Origin of the sequence: Candidatus Vallotiella sp. (ex Adelges kitamiensis) (genome assembly GCF_020342435.1) — a bacterium.
Taxonomy (GTDB): Bacteria; Pseudomonadota; Gammaproteobacteria; order Burkholderiales; family Burkholderiaceae; genus Mycetohabitans.
In genome coordinates this window covers 635,081-651,557 of sequence record NZ_CP080504.1, presented here as the reverse complement: position 1 = coordinate 651,557, position 16,477 = coordinate 635,081, and the positions used below count along the sequence as shown (strand labels likewise).

Sequence of the window (16,477 nt, the reverse complement as noted above, 5' to 3'; positions counted from 1 at the left end):
ATCGCCGCTAGATGTTCAATAGTAATTGACTACTATAGGAGTAGCTACCTAGGTAGCTTAAGGGAGTGTTCTAGTCGCGCTATAGTGGGCCTCTAAATAAAATAAATGGAGAAGACACGAAAGCGTTGCGTTTAAGAGAGTTAATGTGTTATAGCCTAGTCGTTACTATAGACGATTGTAATTGTTAGGGCGGGCCGCTAACATCAGGAGCTAGGTTTCCTGCCCTTATAGGGTCGGGCAATCGCACACTAGACTAGACATAAAGCGCGTCAGTCGAGCGCAAAACGACTCAATAGGATAAATTATTTGCCTTCTTAAGGTGATTGAGCGATGTGCGCACCAATAAATAATGTCTGATTGGCATTGGAGAGCACTTTGCTCCTCTTTTTATATTTAGCTTGAATAAGCTTATGAAATACTACAAAAAGTGATACGTCTCTTTGCTTCCTGGGGAACGTTTGAGTGCGCGGGGCTAATACGGGTATGCGTATAGTTAAATAATTCACTTTTCTGAAAGAAAAACTATCTTTTTAACTATATCCGCTTTCAGGAAAATACATGTTACAGAGATTGCTTTCCATTTGAGAATATACAACAGATTCACTTATTCTATTAACGTATACAGGTAGACGAGATAGTGCATCAGTAAAGTAGGCAGAAGGTTTGGTCTATTGAGTGATGTGTTTAAGGTCGCTTTATAGGGGATGTATTAAGTAGACTTTGAACATAGAGTAGACAATCAAGTCTAGCGATGGGTAGGATTTCGTATAAAAGCTAACTAGCGTTGAATTACTAGGATTCTTTGCAAATTGAACAGATAGATCAGCTTGCTGCGTACACGTAAGTAACGGACCATCACACTATAGTTCTGATTATATGTAAAACTATATTTTATTATGCTTTAGGGCGAGCTATATCTGACTTCATACAGAGCTAGCTCTCTCTAGAATAGATGCTGGCCTCAATCATTTAATCTGACTTATCAATCATCTATATCAACTTAATATTATATAAGCTAGTCAGCTCTATTTATTTGAGCAAGTTATCTAATTAGATTGCAAAACTTTTTGGACATTGGGTAATCGGCACATACTGAAAATTTCTTTCCTTGGATTACATTAGGCTCTCCGTGCTCGTGCTGAGCGTGTTTAAATTCATTGGGCATTACGTTTACCCCGTTGTTTTTTTAGACAAAAAATGGGGGGAATACTTAAAATATCGTTATCTAGATTGACTAAAAATGTCTTATCCGCACCTGCGCCTTAATTAAATCTAGCAAAAACCGTAAACGCCAATAGATCAGCTGATTCCTGACAAGCACTCAGTTGTCTTGATGGACTTTGCCATAATCGTAAAAAGTTGTACTAACTTTGAGCGGTTGTGCTTTTTGATCTAGAGTCAATGAAACATGGGGTCATTTTTTTTATTCTTAATGCTAAAGCAGCAGAATCTTGATGGTAAAACTTTACTATTAGTCGATGGTTCGAGCTATTTATATCGGGCTTACCATGCGCTTCCAGATTTGCGTGGGCCAGATGGTAGTCCAACCGGCGCACTGTACGGTGTCATTAATATGATGAGGCGATTGCGTCGTGATATTCCTGCAGAATATGGTGCGTGTGTGTTCGATGCAAAGGGTAAAACGTTTCGTGATGATTGGTATCCAGCCTATAAATCTCATCGTTCGATGATGCCAGAAGATTTATCTAGTCAGATTGAGCTAATTCATATTGCAGTATGTGCGCTCGGTTGGGCGAAGCTTGTAATTAATAGCGTAGAGGCTGACGACGTGCTTGGAACTCTGGCGGTACGTGCTGAGCAGTCTGGCATGAACGTAGTAATCTCCACGAGCGATAAGGATCTTACGCAACTAGTAAACGAGCGTATTGTATTAATTAATACTATGACTAACGAGCGTCTTGATTACGATGGCGTGATCGCAAAATTCGGTGTACCCCCTCAACGTATCGTAGATTATCTAACATTGATTGGTGATACCGTTGATAATGTGCCTGGCGTAGACAAGTGCGGTCCGAAGACCGCGCTCAAATGGCTTTCTCAATATCAATCGCTAGACGGTATCATCGCGCACGCAAATGATATCAAAGGAGCACTCGGTAATAACCTACGCCGGGCACTCACGTTCTTACCAATCGCACGTCGACTCGTCACCGTGCATACCGATTGCAATTTATCGCCGCATGTACAGTCTATTTCTGAGTCGCTTCAGGTACGGGCAGAATCCAAGGAAAAATTGCGTAATATCTATTTGCGCTACGGCTTTAAAAGATTGTTGCTCGAGTCTGATGGCCAGGCCGAGGGGGGTGTTTGAAGACATTTGATAATAAAACCGCATCTAGAACGGGTGCAGCCGAAATAAGATCAGAGATTGGCACCAATCAACAATATGAAATGATCAATGAATGGGAGCAGTTTAATCGATGGCTGGCAATGATCAAGGAGTCGATGCTCACGTCGTTTGACACTGAAACTACGTCATTAGACCCACTGCGTGCTCACATCGTCGGTATATCATTTGCGACTGCTCCTGGGCGTGCCGCATATATTCCACTCTTACACTGTGGAGCAGATCAACCAGCGCAACTGCCATTCGATGAGGTAATCACGAAGCTCAAACCATGGCTAGAGAATTCTGTATACAAAAAAGTTGGCCAGAATTTGAAGTTTGATGCTCAAGTCTTAGCTAATCATGGCATTATACTATCTGGTATTGAGCATGATACGCTGCTTGAATCGTATGTACTTGAATCGCATCGTTCGCATGATATAGATGTACTTGCGATGCGGCATCTCGGCATAAAAACAATCAAATATAAAGATATTGCCGGTAAGAGCAGCGCACAAATCGGCTTCGATAAGGTCGCGGTGAACGTAGCTACAGAATATTCTGCTGAAAATGCCGATATTATATTGCGGTTGCACAAGGTGTTATATGCGCAGATTCAAATTGAAAAAAGATTAGACTATGTCTACCGCTCAATCGAGCTACCAACATCTCGAGTTCTGCAAATTATTGAACGCCATGGTGTACTCATCGATAAAACTCGGCTTCTTAAGCAGAGTAATGAGCTGGCTATCCGAATGCTGGGTTTACAAGACGAGGCGTACGTACTGGCCTGCGGTGAGTTTAATTTGAATTCACCGAAGCAGATCGGTGAAATCTTCTTTCAGCGTTTGCAGTTGCCAGTAATTAAGAAAACCTTATCAGGCGCGCCTTCTACAGACGAAGGAGTGTTACAAAAACTCGCTGAGGATTATCTACTGCCTAAGATACTACTTAACTATCGTGCTCTAGCTAAGCTTAAGTCGTCGTATACAGACAAGCTGACTAAGATGATCAAACATGATACTAGTCGTGTACATACTAATTACGCTCAGGCAGTAGCTGTGACTGGGAGACTTGCGTCTAATGATCCGAATTTACAAAACATTCCTATTCGAACGCCAGAAGGGCGACGCATCCGAGAAGCGTTCATTGCCCCACCAGAAAGTAGCATCGTCTCAGTTGATTACTCACAGATTGAGTTGCGAATTATGGCGCATATTTCAGGCGATGCAGCATTGATGACAGCTTTTAAGCAGAGTGAAGACGTACATCGAGCGACTGCGTCAGAGATCTTTGGCGTAATGCAGCAGGACATCACAAACGAGCAACGTCGTACTGCGAAAGTCATCAATTTTGGCTTAATCTATGGCATGAGCGCTTTTGGCCTCGCAGCGAATCTAGGTATTGAACTTACTCTGGCTAAGCTTTATATTGAACGCTATTTCGCTCGATACTCAGGTGTCAAGCGCTATATGTGTGAAACACGGATGGAGGCAAAATTACACGGTTTCGTTCAGACTGTTTTCGGTCGCCGGCTGTGGCTACCAGAGATTAGCAGCGGAAATAGCCTGCGCCGTCAGGCTGCCGAACGAGCTGCAATTAATGCACCAATGCAAGGTACAGCAGCTGATCTTATCAAGCTATCTATGATTGCCGTACAAAATTGGATTGATCGGGCACGAGTCAAGTCTCGGTTAATCATACAGGTCCATGACGAGCTAGTTCTAGAAGTACCTAACAATGAATTGGATATTATTCGTACCAAGGTGCCAGCACTAATGTGCTCAATCGGCAACCTTAACGTACCCCTTGTCGCCAAGTTAGGCTCAGGTATTAACTGGGAAGAAGCGCATTGATGTTGAGTTTTAATATTAGCGGCACAGTGTATTAGAGCAGTATTTTCAATAGCTTATCCGACCTAAATCTGGTATAGAGGCTACTAGCAGCATGAGTTTATCACTCGCTAAATTTAGCGTACGTCCATGCCTGATACATAAAAATTTCTGAATGGAAGCAGAAGTTAACTTATGGAGGTAAATATCAACATGTAGAGAACAAAAAAGTCTTGTCAGCCAAGCCAGAATCCAAAATTTTTTATTGCAGGTTTACTATAGAAAGTCTAGCATTCGCTAAATGTTTCAAACAATCTATATATAAAAGTTGTTAAAATTAGAGCGATCGTTAGTAGTTAGGGTGCTTCTATAAGCAATAGAAAGAGCTTGTTACCAACATAGAATTCATGGTGAGTCTGCAAGTATCTTATACTTATCGAGAGATAACATCTTTTGGCGTAGGTTTTCAGTTTAAACAGATCATAATTAATATTTCAGGACGATATCTCCGACAATAGCCCTATCATAAGCAACCTGGATAGACGACATATTAGTTAGCTGGGTTTTATTTTGTCTAAACTTCGGATTTATAGTGTTATTATCTCAAAGTAGCAAAAATTGTAATTACGCTATATAGTATGCGCCGCACAGGATTAAGCGCAACACCACAAGAAGGCTCTATTAGAGTCTTCTAAGTGAACCATCGATTATAACAGAAGCTTAATATTATTAAGATATAAGGTGGTGGCTTTCTTTAAAGAATTTTAAAAACTGGATTATTTTACTCGTGATTCTCCAAAAAAACGTAAGTACATGTACCCCCTCTAAAATAGAGAAGCTCTTATTGTGGTTTATTTAAAAAAAGTGAAACTAGTGTAAAACAGTAGGTCTCGATAGACTACGAAATAGCTTTTGATTTAAGTTATGCTCTCTCATTTTATTCTCCAACGTAATTAGAAGAGTATGTACTAAAATAAAAGTAGCCTGCTGAGATACATTATATGAATAGAATTTCTTGCTGCTCTCATGTAGTCCTGATAGCTAGATTTAAAGCAAAGATAGGAAGTATAGTGCATCAGATAGTTGCGATATTCGCAATATCGAATGATAGATTTTAAATATCAGGATAAGTTAAAATTATTCAAGTATAATTATTTATTATATGAACTAAGTTAAATACTTACCGTAAGAGCCTGCATCAATATAATAATATTGATTATTAAAATAGATTTCAAAATTAGTATAATTAATACTATTAAATATAGAATAAAATTAAGTTATAAAAATATATTTTTATTGCAGCGTACCCTAAACACGCTAGACTTAGCCGGTATTCGCTGCCAGCAAAACGGTGTTTACCGTAAAATGGAGTGACTTGCCAAAATACACGCGCATAATGCCTAATACTCCTGCTAAAGACCATAATAAGGCAGATATTCCATTGCCAGATAGTTACGAAACAGCGCTCGGTGAGCTTGAGTCACTGGTTGAGAAAATGGAAGGGGGGGCGCTAAGCCTCGAATTGTCACTTGAGGCTTATCGTCGAGGGGTAGCGCTAGTCGCATACTGCCAACAGCAGCTCGCGAGAGTCGAGCAACAGGTTTGTATACTTGATGGAGAGACGCTTAAGCCTATCGATCCAGCGGATGACAGCGGAGACTGTACGTGATCATGCTGACATTTGATGAATGGGTGTGCGAGGTCCAAACAAGAACCGAATCAGCGCTTTCGGTGGTGCTGCCATCAGAAGACGTCGAGCCGATACGGTTGCATCAGGCGATGCGCTATGCAGTTCTGGGTGGTGGAAAGCGTGTACGCCCGATGCTGTGTCACGCAGCTGGCCAAGCATTAGGTGCGCCTAGCCAGATGCGTGACACAGCGGCATGTGCACTTGAATTAATTCACGTGTACTCGATGGTTCATGATGATTTACCATTAATGGATAATGATGATGTACGGCGTGATAAGCCAGCGGTACACATAGCATACGATGAAGTAACAGGGCTTCTTGTCGGTGATGCGCTACAATCACAGGCATTTATCGTACTGTCTTCAGACGTTCTCGATGTGTACCGACAGGCTGCGTTAATGCGTGTACTTGCCTGTGCGACCGGCTCTTTTGGTATGGCGGGTGGGCAGGCAATCGACCTGGAAAGCGTAGGTATGCAGTTGTCAAAAACGCAATTAGAGATGATGCACCAGATGAAGACTGGTGCATTGCTGCGCGCTGCGGTTAAGATGGGTGCAATATGTGGTGATAAAATGTCAGCTGACATCGAGAGCGCGCTCGATGCATACGCTAAAGCAATAGGCCTAGCGTTTCAGGTAGTTGACGATATCCTAGATGTAACGGCTAATTCGACTTTACTTGGTAAAACAGCCGGAAAAGATAAAGCTAACGATAAACCAACCTATGTGTCAATCATCGGATTACGAGCGTCTCTGGAGCTAGTAGCCCAGCTACGCCGAGACGCATATGCCGCGCTTGTGCCGCTGGGCGAGCGCGGGCTGCGTCTTGCTCAAATCGCTGACTTGGTAGCGAAACGTATAAATTGAGTTAGCGCACTAGCGACGAGTATGCTACTCGCGCATATAATATGCGCAGCGCGAGGATGCATAAACTGGAGCGTCGACACATGTGCCGCAGGATTGTTTAGAATAAAGCGACGATGTACGACTTGCTACAAACCATCAATGACCCCGCCGCGATGCGGCGCCTAGAGTGCCGTCAGTTAAAACCGTTAGCGGATGAGCTACGCGCCTTCATACTCGATAGTGTATCGAAAACAGGCGGGCATCTTTCATCAAACCTAGGCACTGTTGAGCTAACAATTGCGTTGCACTATGTGTTTAATACACCGCATGACCGAATTGTTTGGGACGTCGGGCACCAGACTTATCCACACAAGATTCTAACTGGGCGGCGAGATCAAATGAGTACACTACGACAGTGGAATGGTATATCTGGTTTTCCGAGCCGTTCCGAGTCAGAGTACGATACTTTTGGCACTGCGCATTCGAGTACATCGATTTCAGCAGCATTAGGCATGGCTGTTGCGAGTCACCTTAAAGGTGAGGACCGATATGTAATTGCCGTGATTGGCGATGGAGCGATGACTGCTGGCGAAGCATTTGAGGGGCTAAACAACGCTGGCGTATTTGAGAATATCCCGTTGTTGGTGATCTTAAATGATAACGATATGTCGATTTCACCACCGGTGGGTGCGCTTAACCGTTACCTTGCCCGATTAATTTCAGGTAAGTTCTATGCAACAGCAAAAAAAGGCGTCGAGCGAGTACTACGTTATGCCCCACCAATGCTTGAACTTGCGCGAAAGCTTGAGGAGCATGCAAAAGGCATGATAGTACCCGCAACGCTGTTTGAAGAATTTGGCTTTAACTATATTGGTCCGATTGATGGACACGATCTTGATTCATTAATCCCAACGCTTCAGAATATCCGGAACTTATGTGGTCCGCAATTCCTTCACGTAGTAACAAAGAAAGGACAGGGTTATAAGCTTGCTGAGGCGGATCCAGTGCTATACCATGGCCCCGGAAAATTTAATCTGGCTGAAGGTATTAAGCCAACTACATCTTCAAAGAAGACATATGCACAGGTTTTTGGAGAATGGCTATGCGATGTAGCAGAGCTAGATCTCCGGATAATAGGTATTACACCGGCAATGCGTGAGGGCTCTGGTCTTGTTGAGTTCGAACGACGTTTCCCACAACGCTATTTTGACGTAGGCATTGCTGAACAGCATGCGATAACTTTCGCAGCTGGGCTAGCGGCCGAAGGATTAAAACCAGTAGTAGCAATCTACTCAACGTTTCTTCAGCGCGGCTACGACCAGTTAATTCACGACGTAGCATTACAAAACCTACCAGTTATATTTGCGCTAGATCGCGCTGGACTAGTAGGTGCGGATGGAGCAACGCATGCAGGCGTTTATGATATGGCATACCTACGGTGTATACCAAATATGGTCGTAATGACGCCATCCGATGCTAACGAGTGTCAACAAATGTTACATACAGGCTTAGAGCTTGATGGGCCAAGTGCGGTACGATATCCGCGCGGGACAGAGGCGGAGCCAACTTCAAAAAATAAGCTGGGCGTAATATCAGTCGGTAAAGGAGAGATCCGGCGGAGGTCGCACGCGCCGACCGGGCAGCGGGTAGCAATCTTGGCATTCGGATCAATGCTAGCGCCAAGCCTGACGGCGGCACAAGAGTTTGATGCAACAGTAGCTAATATGCGCTTCGTGAAACCGCTAGACGAGTTACTCGTATTACAGCTCGCAGCCACACATGAGCTACTTGTGATTATCGAGGAAGGTTGCGTGATGGGAGGCGCTGGATCTGCATGTATTGAGTGTCTACAAACAGCAAGGGTAAACCGAGCAGTATTACAATTAGGTCTTCCTGACCGTTTTATTCATCATGGCGATCCAGCGCGCTTACTTGCTGAGTGTGGTCTGGATGTAGACGGTATTATAAATACGATCCGCGAGCGCTTAGTAAGCCTAGAATGGAAAAAGAATGATGAAAAGAAAAATGACTAAATTTGTCATATAAATCTCGCCCTAAAATAGATAGCTTTTTCTTTTAGAGTCTGGAGAGCCGTATTGAGGGCACTTCAATAATTACTATGAACTAAGGCGTGCGCCGGTTATCAAGGAATTCCGATGAACCAGATGAATCACGCTTTTGTAATGCTTGATGTACAAAGCACGCCGGATAGCCGGCAGATCCCGATCCAGCGTGTCGGTATTAGAGCGATACGCCATCCATTGACAGTGAAGACTGCGTCAGGCGACGTACAAGCAACGGTGGGGTCCTGGAATCTCAACGTGCACCTTCCCGCTAAACAGAAAGGGACGCACATGTCACGCTTCATCGAGCTACTGGACCAAGCTCGAAATCCGTTAGATATTACTTATTTCCGTACTATGCTAGCGACTATGCTTGAAAAGCTTGAGGCCTCAGCAGGTCAAATTGAAGTTACATTTCCTTATTTTATCCGGAAAACAGCACCTATATCTGGCGTGCAAAGTCTACTTGATTATGAGGTGACGCGTAGTGTTAATACGCAAGATGGTGATATACGCCTATTCACTAAGGTATTAGTGCCAGTAACTAGCCTTTGCCCGTGCTCCAAAAAGATCTCTCAGTACGGCGCGCACAATCAGCGTTCTCATGTGACAATTGCCGCCGAATTGGTTGATGATATACCGATTGAGGACTTAGTGCGTATAGCTGAAGAAGAGGCCTCATGTGAGTTATGGGGGCTTCTAAAGCGTCCTGACGAGAAGTTTGTGACAGAGTGGGCCTATGATAACCCCAAGTTCGTTGAAGACTTGGTTCGCGATGTTACACAGCGACTTAATGCTGATCCTCGAATCGTTGCCTATGTACTTGAGGCCGAGAATTTTGAATCTATTCATAATCATAGTGCATATGCACTAATCGAGCATGACAAGCGGTTTTCCAGCTAGCATTGTTAGGTAAGAGTATTCGGAGTGTTGCATCAACTTTGTTCCAAAAGAGCTACACTAATAACTGCCCTAGATGGATACAGGTGGTAGGCAAGAAGTTATCCTGGTGTCCCGCTAAAATCATTAATTGCACTCAAATCCCATCGAGGCCTAATAGTAAACGCATATGATGTATTCGCTCCCGTAGGATTGCGTTGTAGTCGTAGCGCACCCGCGAATGCGATCATCGCACCGTTGTCTGTGCATAGTGCGAGGTCGGGATAATATACGTCGAATCTACATTTGGAAGCAGCAGCACATAGCGCTTCACGCAACTGATAATTTGCGCTGACTCCACCAGCTACAATGAGCCGCTTCATTCCTGTGAGTTTTAGTGCAGAAACCGTTTTCGTAGTCAGCACTTCAACAGCGGCATCAACAAAACCACGTGCCACATTAGCTTTTTCCTGATCACTAGTGTTAGAGCCGCTTCGGTTTAGGTACGTGAGAACCGCCGTCTTTAATCCACTAAAACTAAAATCTAAGTTGCCTGAATTCAACATCGGGCGCGGTAATTCGACGATGCCAGGCGTGCCTAACTTAGCTAACCGTGAAACTTCAGGCCCTCCTGGGTAGTCTAGTCCAAGTAGTTTTGCGGTCTTATCAAATGCTTCTCCAACAGCATCGTCTAGAGTTTCACCGAGCATCTGATAAAGGCCAATATCGGTCACTTGCATTAGTTGCGTGTGGCCGCCGGAAACTAATAGTGCAACGAATGGAAAGGTTGGTGGCTTTTTCGCAAGCAATGGAGACAATAAATGCCCCTCAAGATGGTGAATACCAATAACCGGCTTGCTAAGCGCTAATCCTAATCCATTTGCAATGCTGGCTCCAACAAGAAGTGCACCGGCAAGCCCCGGGCCCTGTGTGAATGCAATCACATCGATTTCAGTGCGGGAAACTTCAGCCTGTTGCAATACTTTCTTTAGCAACGGCAGTGCATGCCGGATATGATCGCGTGATGCGAGTTCTGGCACCACGCCTCCATAGGCACGGTGCATAGCGATTTGAGAATGTAGTGCGTGTGCAAGCAGCCCGCGCTTACTGTCGTATAACGCGAGTCCGGTTTCATCACATGAGCTTTCGATACCTAAGACGAGCATGAGAATTAAAAAAATAGGTAGCTAGCCAAACATGCTTTTTCGACCAGATTTTAAATAGCCAGGACTACGAACGAAATTTATAACATAATACTCTAGAATGCTTAGTATTGTTTGAATAGCCTACAGACCACTCAACACAGGAACTACAGCGTTTTAGTAATTAGAGAGCTGGGTCGATAAAAGATGCGGGTATTGCTTACACGATGCCGAAGATTAATCGGAGATGCTTCTCACCCTATACGCAACCATCTAGCTGTCTGTAGTAAAAAATGTTGCGCTGATTTTGGCACTGAAAGCTTTTGAAAAGCTAGAATCATCTCTCTTAACAATCGATAATTGTAATTTATCGTTGATAAACAAGGGTCGGTTAAGCTGGGATAGATATTAAAATTCTTTTGCTCTGAGAAGAGCAAAGGCGCACTGTCTCGTAAAAGAACCGTACGTGCAAGTATCAATACTGCCATAGTAAGCACTGATGAAAGTTACTATATAACTTTATTGTATCCTACGACTTAAGCAACTTTCATATCTGCATCATAGTTCTTAGTTAAATATAGACGGTTAAGAATAATATAAGCTTAATTAAATAAGCAGAGGTAGATAAGCGCATAACTCCGGGCGACTCTAGATGAGGTTAGTTATTGATAAGTTAGTAAAGCATAATAAAGATTAAATTCTCATATTTAGGCGGATAAGCTGAAAAATCTAGTTTTAAAGAACTAAGGGGGCTTATGATTCTAGCCAATACATCCGGCCTCATTATCCGACAGTGACGTTGTATTTCGAGTGAAAAACGCGATAGAGCAAGTAGACGTAACAGCCCAATGGAGGTACAGTATCTCTTAAAAACGAACTTATCAGCTATAGTCAATACTGGGGCGTTTTCTACGTAAGAAGAGACACTATTTGAAGCAGCCTTTCTGAGGCAATTGTGATTCCGCACTCATTTCTACAGGATTTATTAAACCGCGTTGATATTGTCGACGTAGTAGGAAAATGTGTACGATTAAAGAAGAGTGGGGCAAATTTTAGTGGGCTGTGCCCATTTCATAACGAGAAAAATCCCTCGTTCACTGTTAGTCCAGCAAAGCAATTCTACCATTGCTTCGGCTGTGGTGTGCATGGTACAGCGCTCGGTTTTCTCATGCGATATCACGGCTTGACGTTTCCTAAAGCCGTTGATGAGTTAGCGCAGTCCGTTGGATTCGCGGTTCCACACGAAACCTCAACAGGTATATGTAGCGTTGGCCATCTGCCAAGACTCAGGAGCAGTGCTGATTTGCCGCCAACCATTCCCAGAATAGCGAGCACTCTCGTTGAGATTATGCGGGCTGCATCTGACTATTATTGTAAGCAACTTCGGAGTGCTCCAGATGCGATCCAGTACCTGAAGAGACGGGGTGTGACCGGTAAGATAGCGCTACACTTCGGATTGGGGTATGCGCCGAATAGCTGGCAAAATCTGCAGTCAGTATTTACTGACTATCGTGACGATGCGTTGCTTGATGTAGGTCTAGTAATTATTAGCGAGAAGATATCGAGTAACGGTGAAGCACACCGCTATGATCGATTTCGACAACGCATTATGTTCCCTATCCGTAACATATGCGGGCAGGTAATCGGCTTTGGGGCACGCGTTCTAGATAGCTGCGCCGAACCAAAGTATTTGAATTCGCCAGAAACGCCCCTATTTAGTAAAAGGACTGAGTTGTACGGCCTCTTTGAGGCGCGTTTTTCAATTCGTGAGAAAGGTTTTGTTCTGGTTGTGGAAGGTTATATAGACGTTGTTATGCTAACCCAATCTGGCTTTCCGAACGCGGTTGCAACTCTGGGTACTACGTGCACACCCGTACATATACAGAAATTAATGCAACAGACAGATACGGTGATCTTTAGTTTCGATGGTGACAGAGCGGGACGTCGTGCAGCACGCCGAGCTCTGGATGTGTGTCTACCACACGCATTAGATCATCGCACGCTCCGCTTTCTTTTTCTACCTGCAGAATATGATCCAGATAGTTATATCCGTCATCACGGCGCTAAGGCATTTGCAGAACAGATTAAGCAGGCAATGCCCCTTTCACAGTTTCTGCTTAATGAAGTTTTAACGGATAAGAATATCGTACAGCCAGAAGAACGGGCGAGAGCCTTATATGAGGCTAAGCCACTATTACAGATGATGCCGTCCAACGCACTGAGAGCTCAGATTTTTCATATGCTGGCAGATCAGCTATCAATGTCTGTCGAAGAAGTAATGCAGTTCTGCGGAATGAGTAGGCGCGCCGTACCTACGATACGCCTTCCAGTAAGGATTGATCATCGTTATGTTACTAATCACGAGCATCGAGCACTACGCAACATTATCATGTATCCCTGCATCGTCGCAATGCTTGATGCGCAAGAGTGCGAAACGTTAGCTACGTTTTCTCGGCAGAGAGAGCTATTTTCTGAGACGATTGCATATACGCAGACGCTAGGACACACAGCTGAGTATCGGTTTCTAAAGGATTTATTGCTTAGCTCTTCAAATGCGACGATATATGAAGAAATCCTTAGAGAAATTCTTCTATATGATGAAAACATGCGTGATTTAATGTATACAGCGCTAGATGAGGACAGTATTCGACAGTGTAATGAGCAGAAGCGAATTGCGGCCGAAGAAGTTAGGGCAGTTATCTCAAAAATGCGTTATGACGCTTATTGTAAAAGACTTCAAATCTTATCTCAGCAGACAAAACTAGAAGGAAAACAAGCTAGAGAATTTGCTGAATTATCGAGACAACGTGCCGAACTAAAGCGTTATATCGCCATGTCGCCACTTAGCGAAAAAATATAATCATCGTGCTATATTGGAAGTGTTAAGTAAAATTTTTTAGGTAGTATCGAATAGATACAGAATTGCTACGAAACCAGACATTAAAGAATTTAATGACATAGCAATACAGGTTTCTAGCTGTAAAGATAATGATCCTGTTTAGAGCCCAACAGTTTTTTCATATGTCTTTCTAATAAAATTATGCGATCTAACAAGCTAAAAACGATAACGTAGTTATCCACGACGATAGAGTCTGTTAAACAGTTTCGTAATGTAGCACAACTACGAAGTTTATGAATCGAACAAGCATACAGATTGCAGTTGCTAGATACTAGACGGGATGGCTGCACTAATATGATTAAAGCGGCAACCATCGAAGAGCCACAAGTCGAGACCAAAGCCGTAATGGCGACATCTATGACAAAAAAGCTGAATAAAGTACTACTTGATAGGGAAACGAAGCAAGTCGATGAGTCGGCCAGCTCATTCATGGCAGTAAAAAGCGAAAAGATTAAAGCACGTGATCGAAGGGCTAAAGAAAAAGCACTACTGAAAGATGCGTTCGCGTCTCGCCAACCAGGCACAGCTGAAGAGCTTGAAGAGCGACGCGCAAAGTTGCGCGCACTCATTAAGTTAGGAAAAGAACGGGGCTTCTTAACCTATTCCGAAGTTAATGATCACTTACCGGACAATTTTGCGGAAACTGAGGCGATTGAAAGCATTATTAGTATGTTCAACGACATGGGCGTAGCGGTTTATGAGCAAGCGCCCGATGCGGAAACACTGCTACTCAACGATAACGCACCATCATTATCGTCCGACGACGAGGTTGAGGAGGAAGCTGAGGTCGCATTGTCATCGGTAGACTCTGAGTTTGGCCGTACAACGGACCCAGTACGTATGTATATGCGAGAGATGGGCACTGTCGAGCTGTTAACTCGGGAAGGTGAAATTGAGATCGCTAAGCGTATTGAGGACGGTCTAAAGCACATGGTTCAGGCAATTTCAGCTTGCCCAACCACGATTGCAGATATCCTTATTCTCGCCGCGCGGGTTACTAGCGATGAGATCCGTGTAGATGAACTAGTCGATGGCCTAATCGATCCGAATGCGGAGGATGAGAGCAGCTTTAGTGCGCCTGATGCAGATGATATTGAATCGGAAACTGATAGAGCAAACACGAGCAATGAAGAAGAAGATGACGGTTCTGGAGCAGCTGAGGCTAGTGCTGCTCAACTTGAAGCTCTGAAGCGTGCCTCGATAGAGCGTTTTACGCTAATCGGAAAGTGGTTTAAAAAAATGCGGTGCGCATACGAAAAGGGGGGGTATAGATCTAAGGCATACCTGAAAGCGCAAGAAGCAATCCAGACTGAGTTAGCATTAATCCGCTTTACTGCCAGAACAGTCGAGCGATTATGCGACACATTGCGCGCGCAGGTTAATGAAGTGCGTCAAGTAGAACGACAGATTTTACATATTGTCGTTGACAAGTGCGGGATGTCGCGTGAAGAATTCATTTCACGCTTCTCGGGAAATGAAACAAATCTAAACTGGACTGAACAAATTGTTATAGAAGGGTATCCTTATAGTGCAGTGCTCGCACGTAATATCCCCGCGATTCGAGAACAGCAGCAACGCTTGATTAACTTGCAGGCACGTGTCGTATTGCCACTTCAAGATTTGAAAGAAACAAACCGTCAAATGACAGCTGGAGAGCTTAAAGCACGCCAGGCTAAGCGCGAGATGACAGAAGCCAACTTGCGACTAGTTATTTCAATTGCAAAAAAATACACAAATCGTGGCTTACAATTCTTAGATTTAATCCAGGAAGGCAATATCGGCCTGATGAAAGCGGTTGACAAGTTTGAATATCGACGAGGCTACAAGTTTTCTACGTATGCGACATGGTGGATTCGTCAAGCGATTACACGATCGATTGCAGACCAGGCACGCACAATCCGGATTCCGGTCCACATGATTGAGACAATTAATAAAATGAACCGGATATCACGACAAATCTTACAGGAGACGGGGCTCGAGCCCGATCCTGGAATGCTCGCTGAAAAAATGGAGATTCCAGAAGACAAAATCCGCAAGATTATGAAGATTGCAAAAGAGCCAATTTCAATGGAAACCCCAATCGGTGACGACGATGATTCTCATTTAGGCGATTTTATCGAAGATAATAATACGCTAGCGCCGGCTGATGCTGCATTACATGAAAGTATGCGAGATGTCGTAAAAGAAGTACTAGATTTATTAACACCGCGCGAAGCAAAAGTATTGCGTATGCGATTTGGTATTGAAATGAGTACAGATCATACTCTTGAAGAGGTCGGTAAGCAGTTCGATGTAACACGAGAGCGAATTCGTCAGATCGAGGCAAAAGCCTTGCGAAAATTGCGTCATCCAAGCCGTTCAGATAAACTAAAGTCCTTCTTAGAAGGAAATTAAGCTTCATGGTTTTAGAATAACCAATTTAGGGCCTCTAGCTCATGCCTGGTTAGAGCAGCGGACTCATAATCCGTTGGTGCCGTGTTCGACTCACGGGAGGCCCACCAATATCTAGCTAGATTTACTCATATGTTATGTAGCCTACATTTTACAATGTATCTAATTCACATGACGGGACACCAAAAGTTCTCATATAGGTATATCTGCATTAGATAATACTCACTAGAGTAAGTGTATTACATTAGCTACATTCATTAAAAATCTATCTAATTTAGAGTTAGATAAGAGTAGTCTATCGCTAAAATATTGTTTTGTACTTGCAACATTTTATATAAGGCATATTTGCAGGTAGATCTCAGTAGCACAAGATTTTAAGAAAACTCTTG

The 16,477-nt window shown here is 43.6% G+C and carries 7 protein-coding genes, 1 tRNA gene and 1 pseudogene; 8 read left to right on the top strand and 1 reads right to left on the bottom strand.

The window, feature by feature from the left end; genetic code table 11:
- Nucleotides 1-1,432 precede the first annotated feature (1,432 nt).
- From polA to folE2, 5 genes and pseudogenes are all read left to right on the top strand, one after another.
- Nucleotides 1,433-4,203, top strand: a pseudogene (polA, locus tag K0T93_RS02515) (DNA polymerase I).
- A gap of 1,372 nt (nucleotides 4,204-5,575) precedes the next feature.
- On the top strand, nucleotides 5,576-5,848 hold the full coding sequence (locus K0T93_RS02510) for an exodeoxyribonuclease VII small subunit (protein WP_225721779.1): 273 nt from the start codon (nucleotides 5,576-5,578) through the stop codon (nucleotides 5,846-5,848).
- A 5-nt stretch (nucleotides 5,849-5,853) separates the two neighbouring features.
- Nucleotides 5,854-6,735: a polyprenyl synthetase family protein gene (locus K0T93_RS02505; RefSeq protein WP_225721778.1), complete on the top strand. Its 882-nt coding sequence runs from the start codon at nucleotides 5,854-5,856 to the stop codon at nucleotides 6,733-6,735.
- Nucleotides 6,736-6,848: 113 nt separating this feature from the next.
- Nucleotides 6,849-8,747 carry a 1-deoxy-D-xylulose-5-phosphate synthase gene (gene dxs / locus K0T93_RS02500; RefSeq protein ID WP_225721146.1) on the top strand — a complete coding sequence of 633 codons (1,899 nt, stop codon included), beginning with the start codon at nucleotides 6,849-6,851 and terminating at the stop codon, nucleotides 8,745-8,747.
- 123 nt (nucleotides 8,748-8,870) lie between these two features.
- Nucleotides 8,871-9,680, top strand: a complete 810-nt coding sequence (gene folE2, locus K0T93_RS02495) for a GTP cyclohydrolase FolE2 (protein WP_225721145.1) — start codon at nucleotides 8,871-8,873, stop codon at nucleotides 9,678-9,680.
- A gap of 98 nt (nucleotides 9,681-9,778) precedes the next feature.
- Here folE2 and tsaD read toward each other — a convergent pair whose 3' ends face one another.
- Complete coding sequence (gene tsaD / locus K0T93_RS02490) at nucleotides 9,779-10,822, bottom strand: tRNA (adenosine(37)-N6)-threonylcarbamoyltransferase complex transferase subunit TsaD (protein WP_225721144.1); 1,044 nt, start codon at nucleotides 10,820-10,822, stop codon at nucleotides 9,779-9,781.
- A 931-nt stretch (nucleotides 10,823-11,753) separates the two neighbouring features.
- Here tsaD and dnaG point away from each other — a divergent pair.
- From dnaG to K0T93_RS02475, 3 genes are all read left to right on the top strand, one after another.
- Entirely contained in the window at nucleotides 11,754-13,658 is a 1,905-nt protein-coding gene (gene dnaG, locus K0T93_RS02485; protein ID WP_225721143.1) for a DNA primase, read from the top strand.
- Between the two features lie 396 nt (nucleotides 13,659-14,054).
- Entirely contained in the window at nucleotides 14,055-16,091 is a 2,037-nt protein-coding gene (gene rpoD / locus K0T93_RS02480; RefSeq protein ID WP_445082805.1) for an RNA polymerase sigma factor RpoD, read from the top strand.
- Nucleotides 16,092-16,119: 28 nt separating this feature from the next.
- Nucleotides 16,120-16,198 (top strand) — tRNA-Ile (locus tag K0T93_RS02475).
- Nucleotides 16,199-16,477: the final 279 nt, after the last annotated feature.

What these genes read in the sequence shown, in the direction of transcription:
- folE2 (WP_225721145.1), top strand. Translation starts at nt 8,871, where the DNA reads ATGAACCAGATGAATCACGCTTTTGTAATGCTTGATGTACAAAGCACG.
- dxs (WP_225721146.1), top strand. Translation starts at nt 6,849, where the DNA reads ATGTACGACTTGCTACAAACCATCAATGACCCCGCCGCGATGCGGCGC.
- rpoD (WP_445082805.1), top strand. Translation starts at nt 14,055, where the DNA reads ATGACAAAAAAGCTGAATAAAGTACTACTTGATAGGGAAACGAAGCAA.
- tsaD (WP_225721144.1), bottom strand. Translation starts at nt 10,822, where the DNA reads ATGCTCGTCTTAGGTATCGAAAGCTCATGTGATGAAACCGGACTCGCG.
- K0T93_RS02510 (WP_225721779.1), top strand. Translation starts at nt 5,576, where the DNA reads ATGCCTAATACTCCTGCTAAAGACCATAATAAGGCAGATATTCCATTG.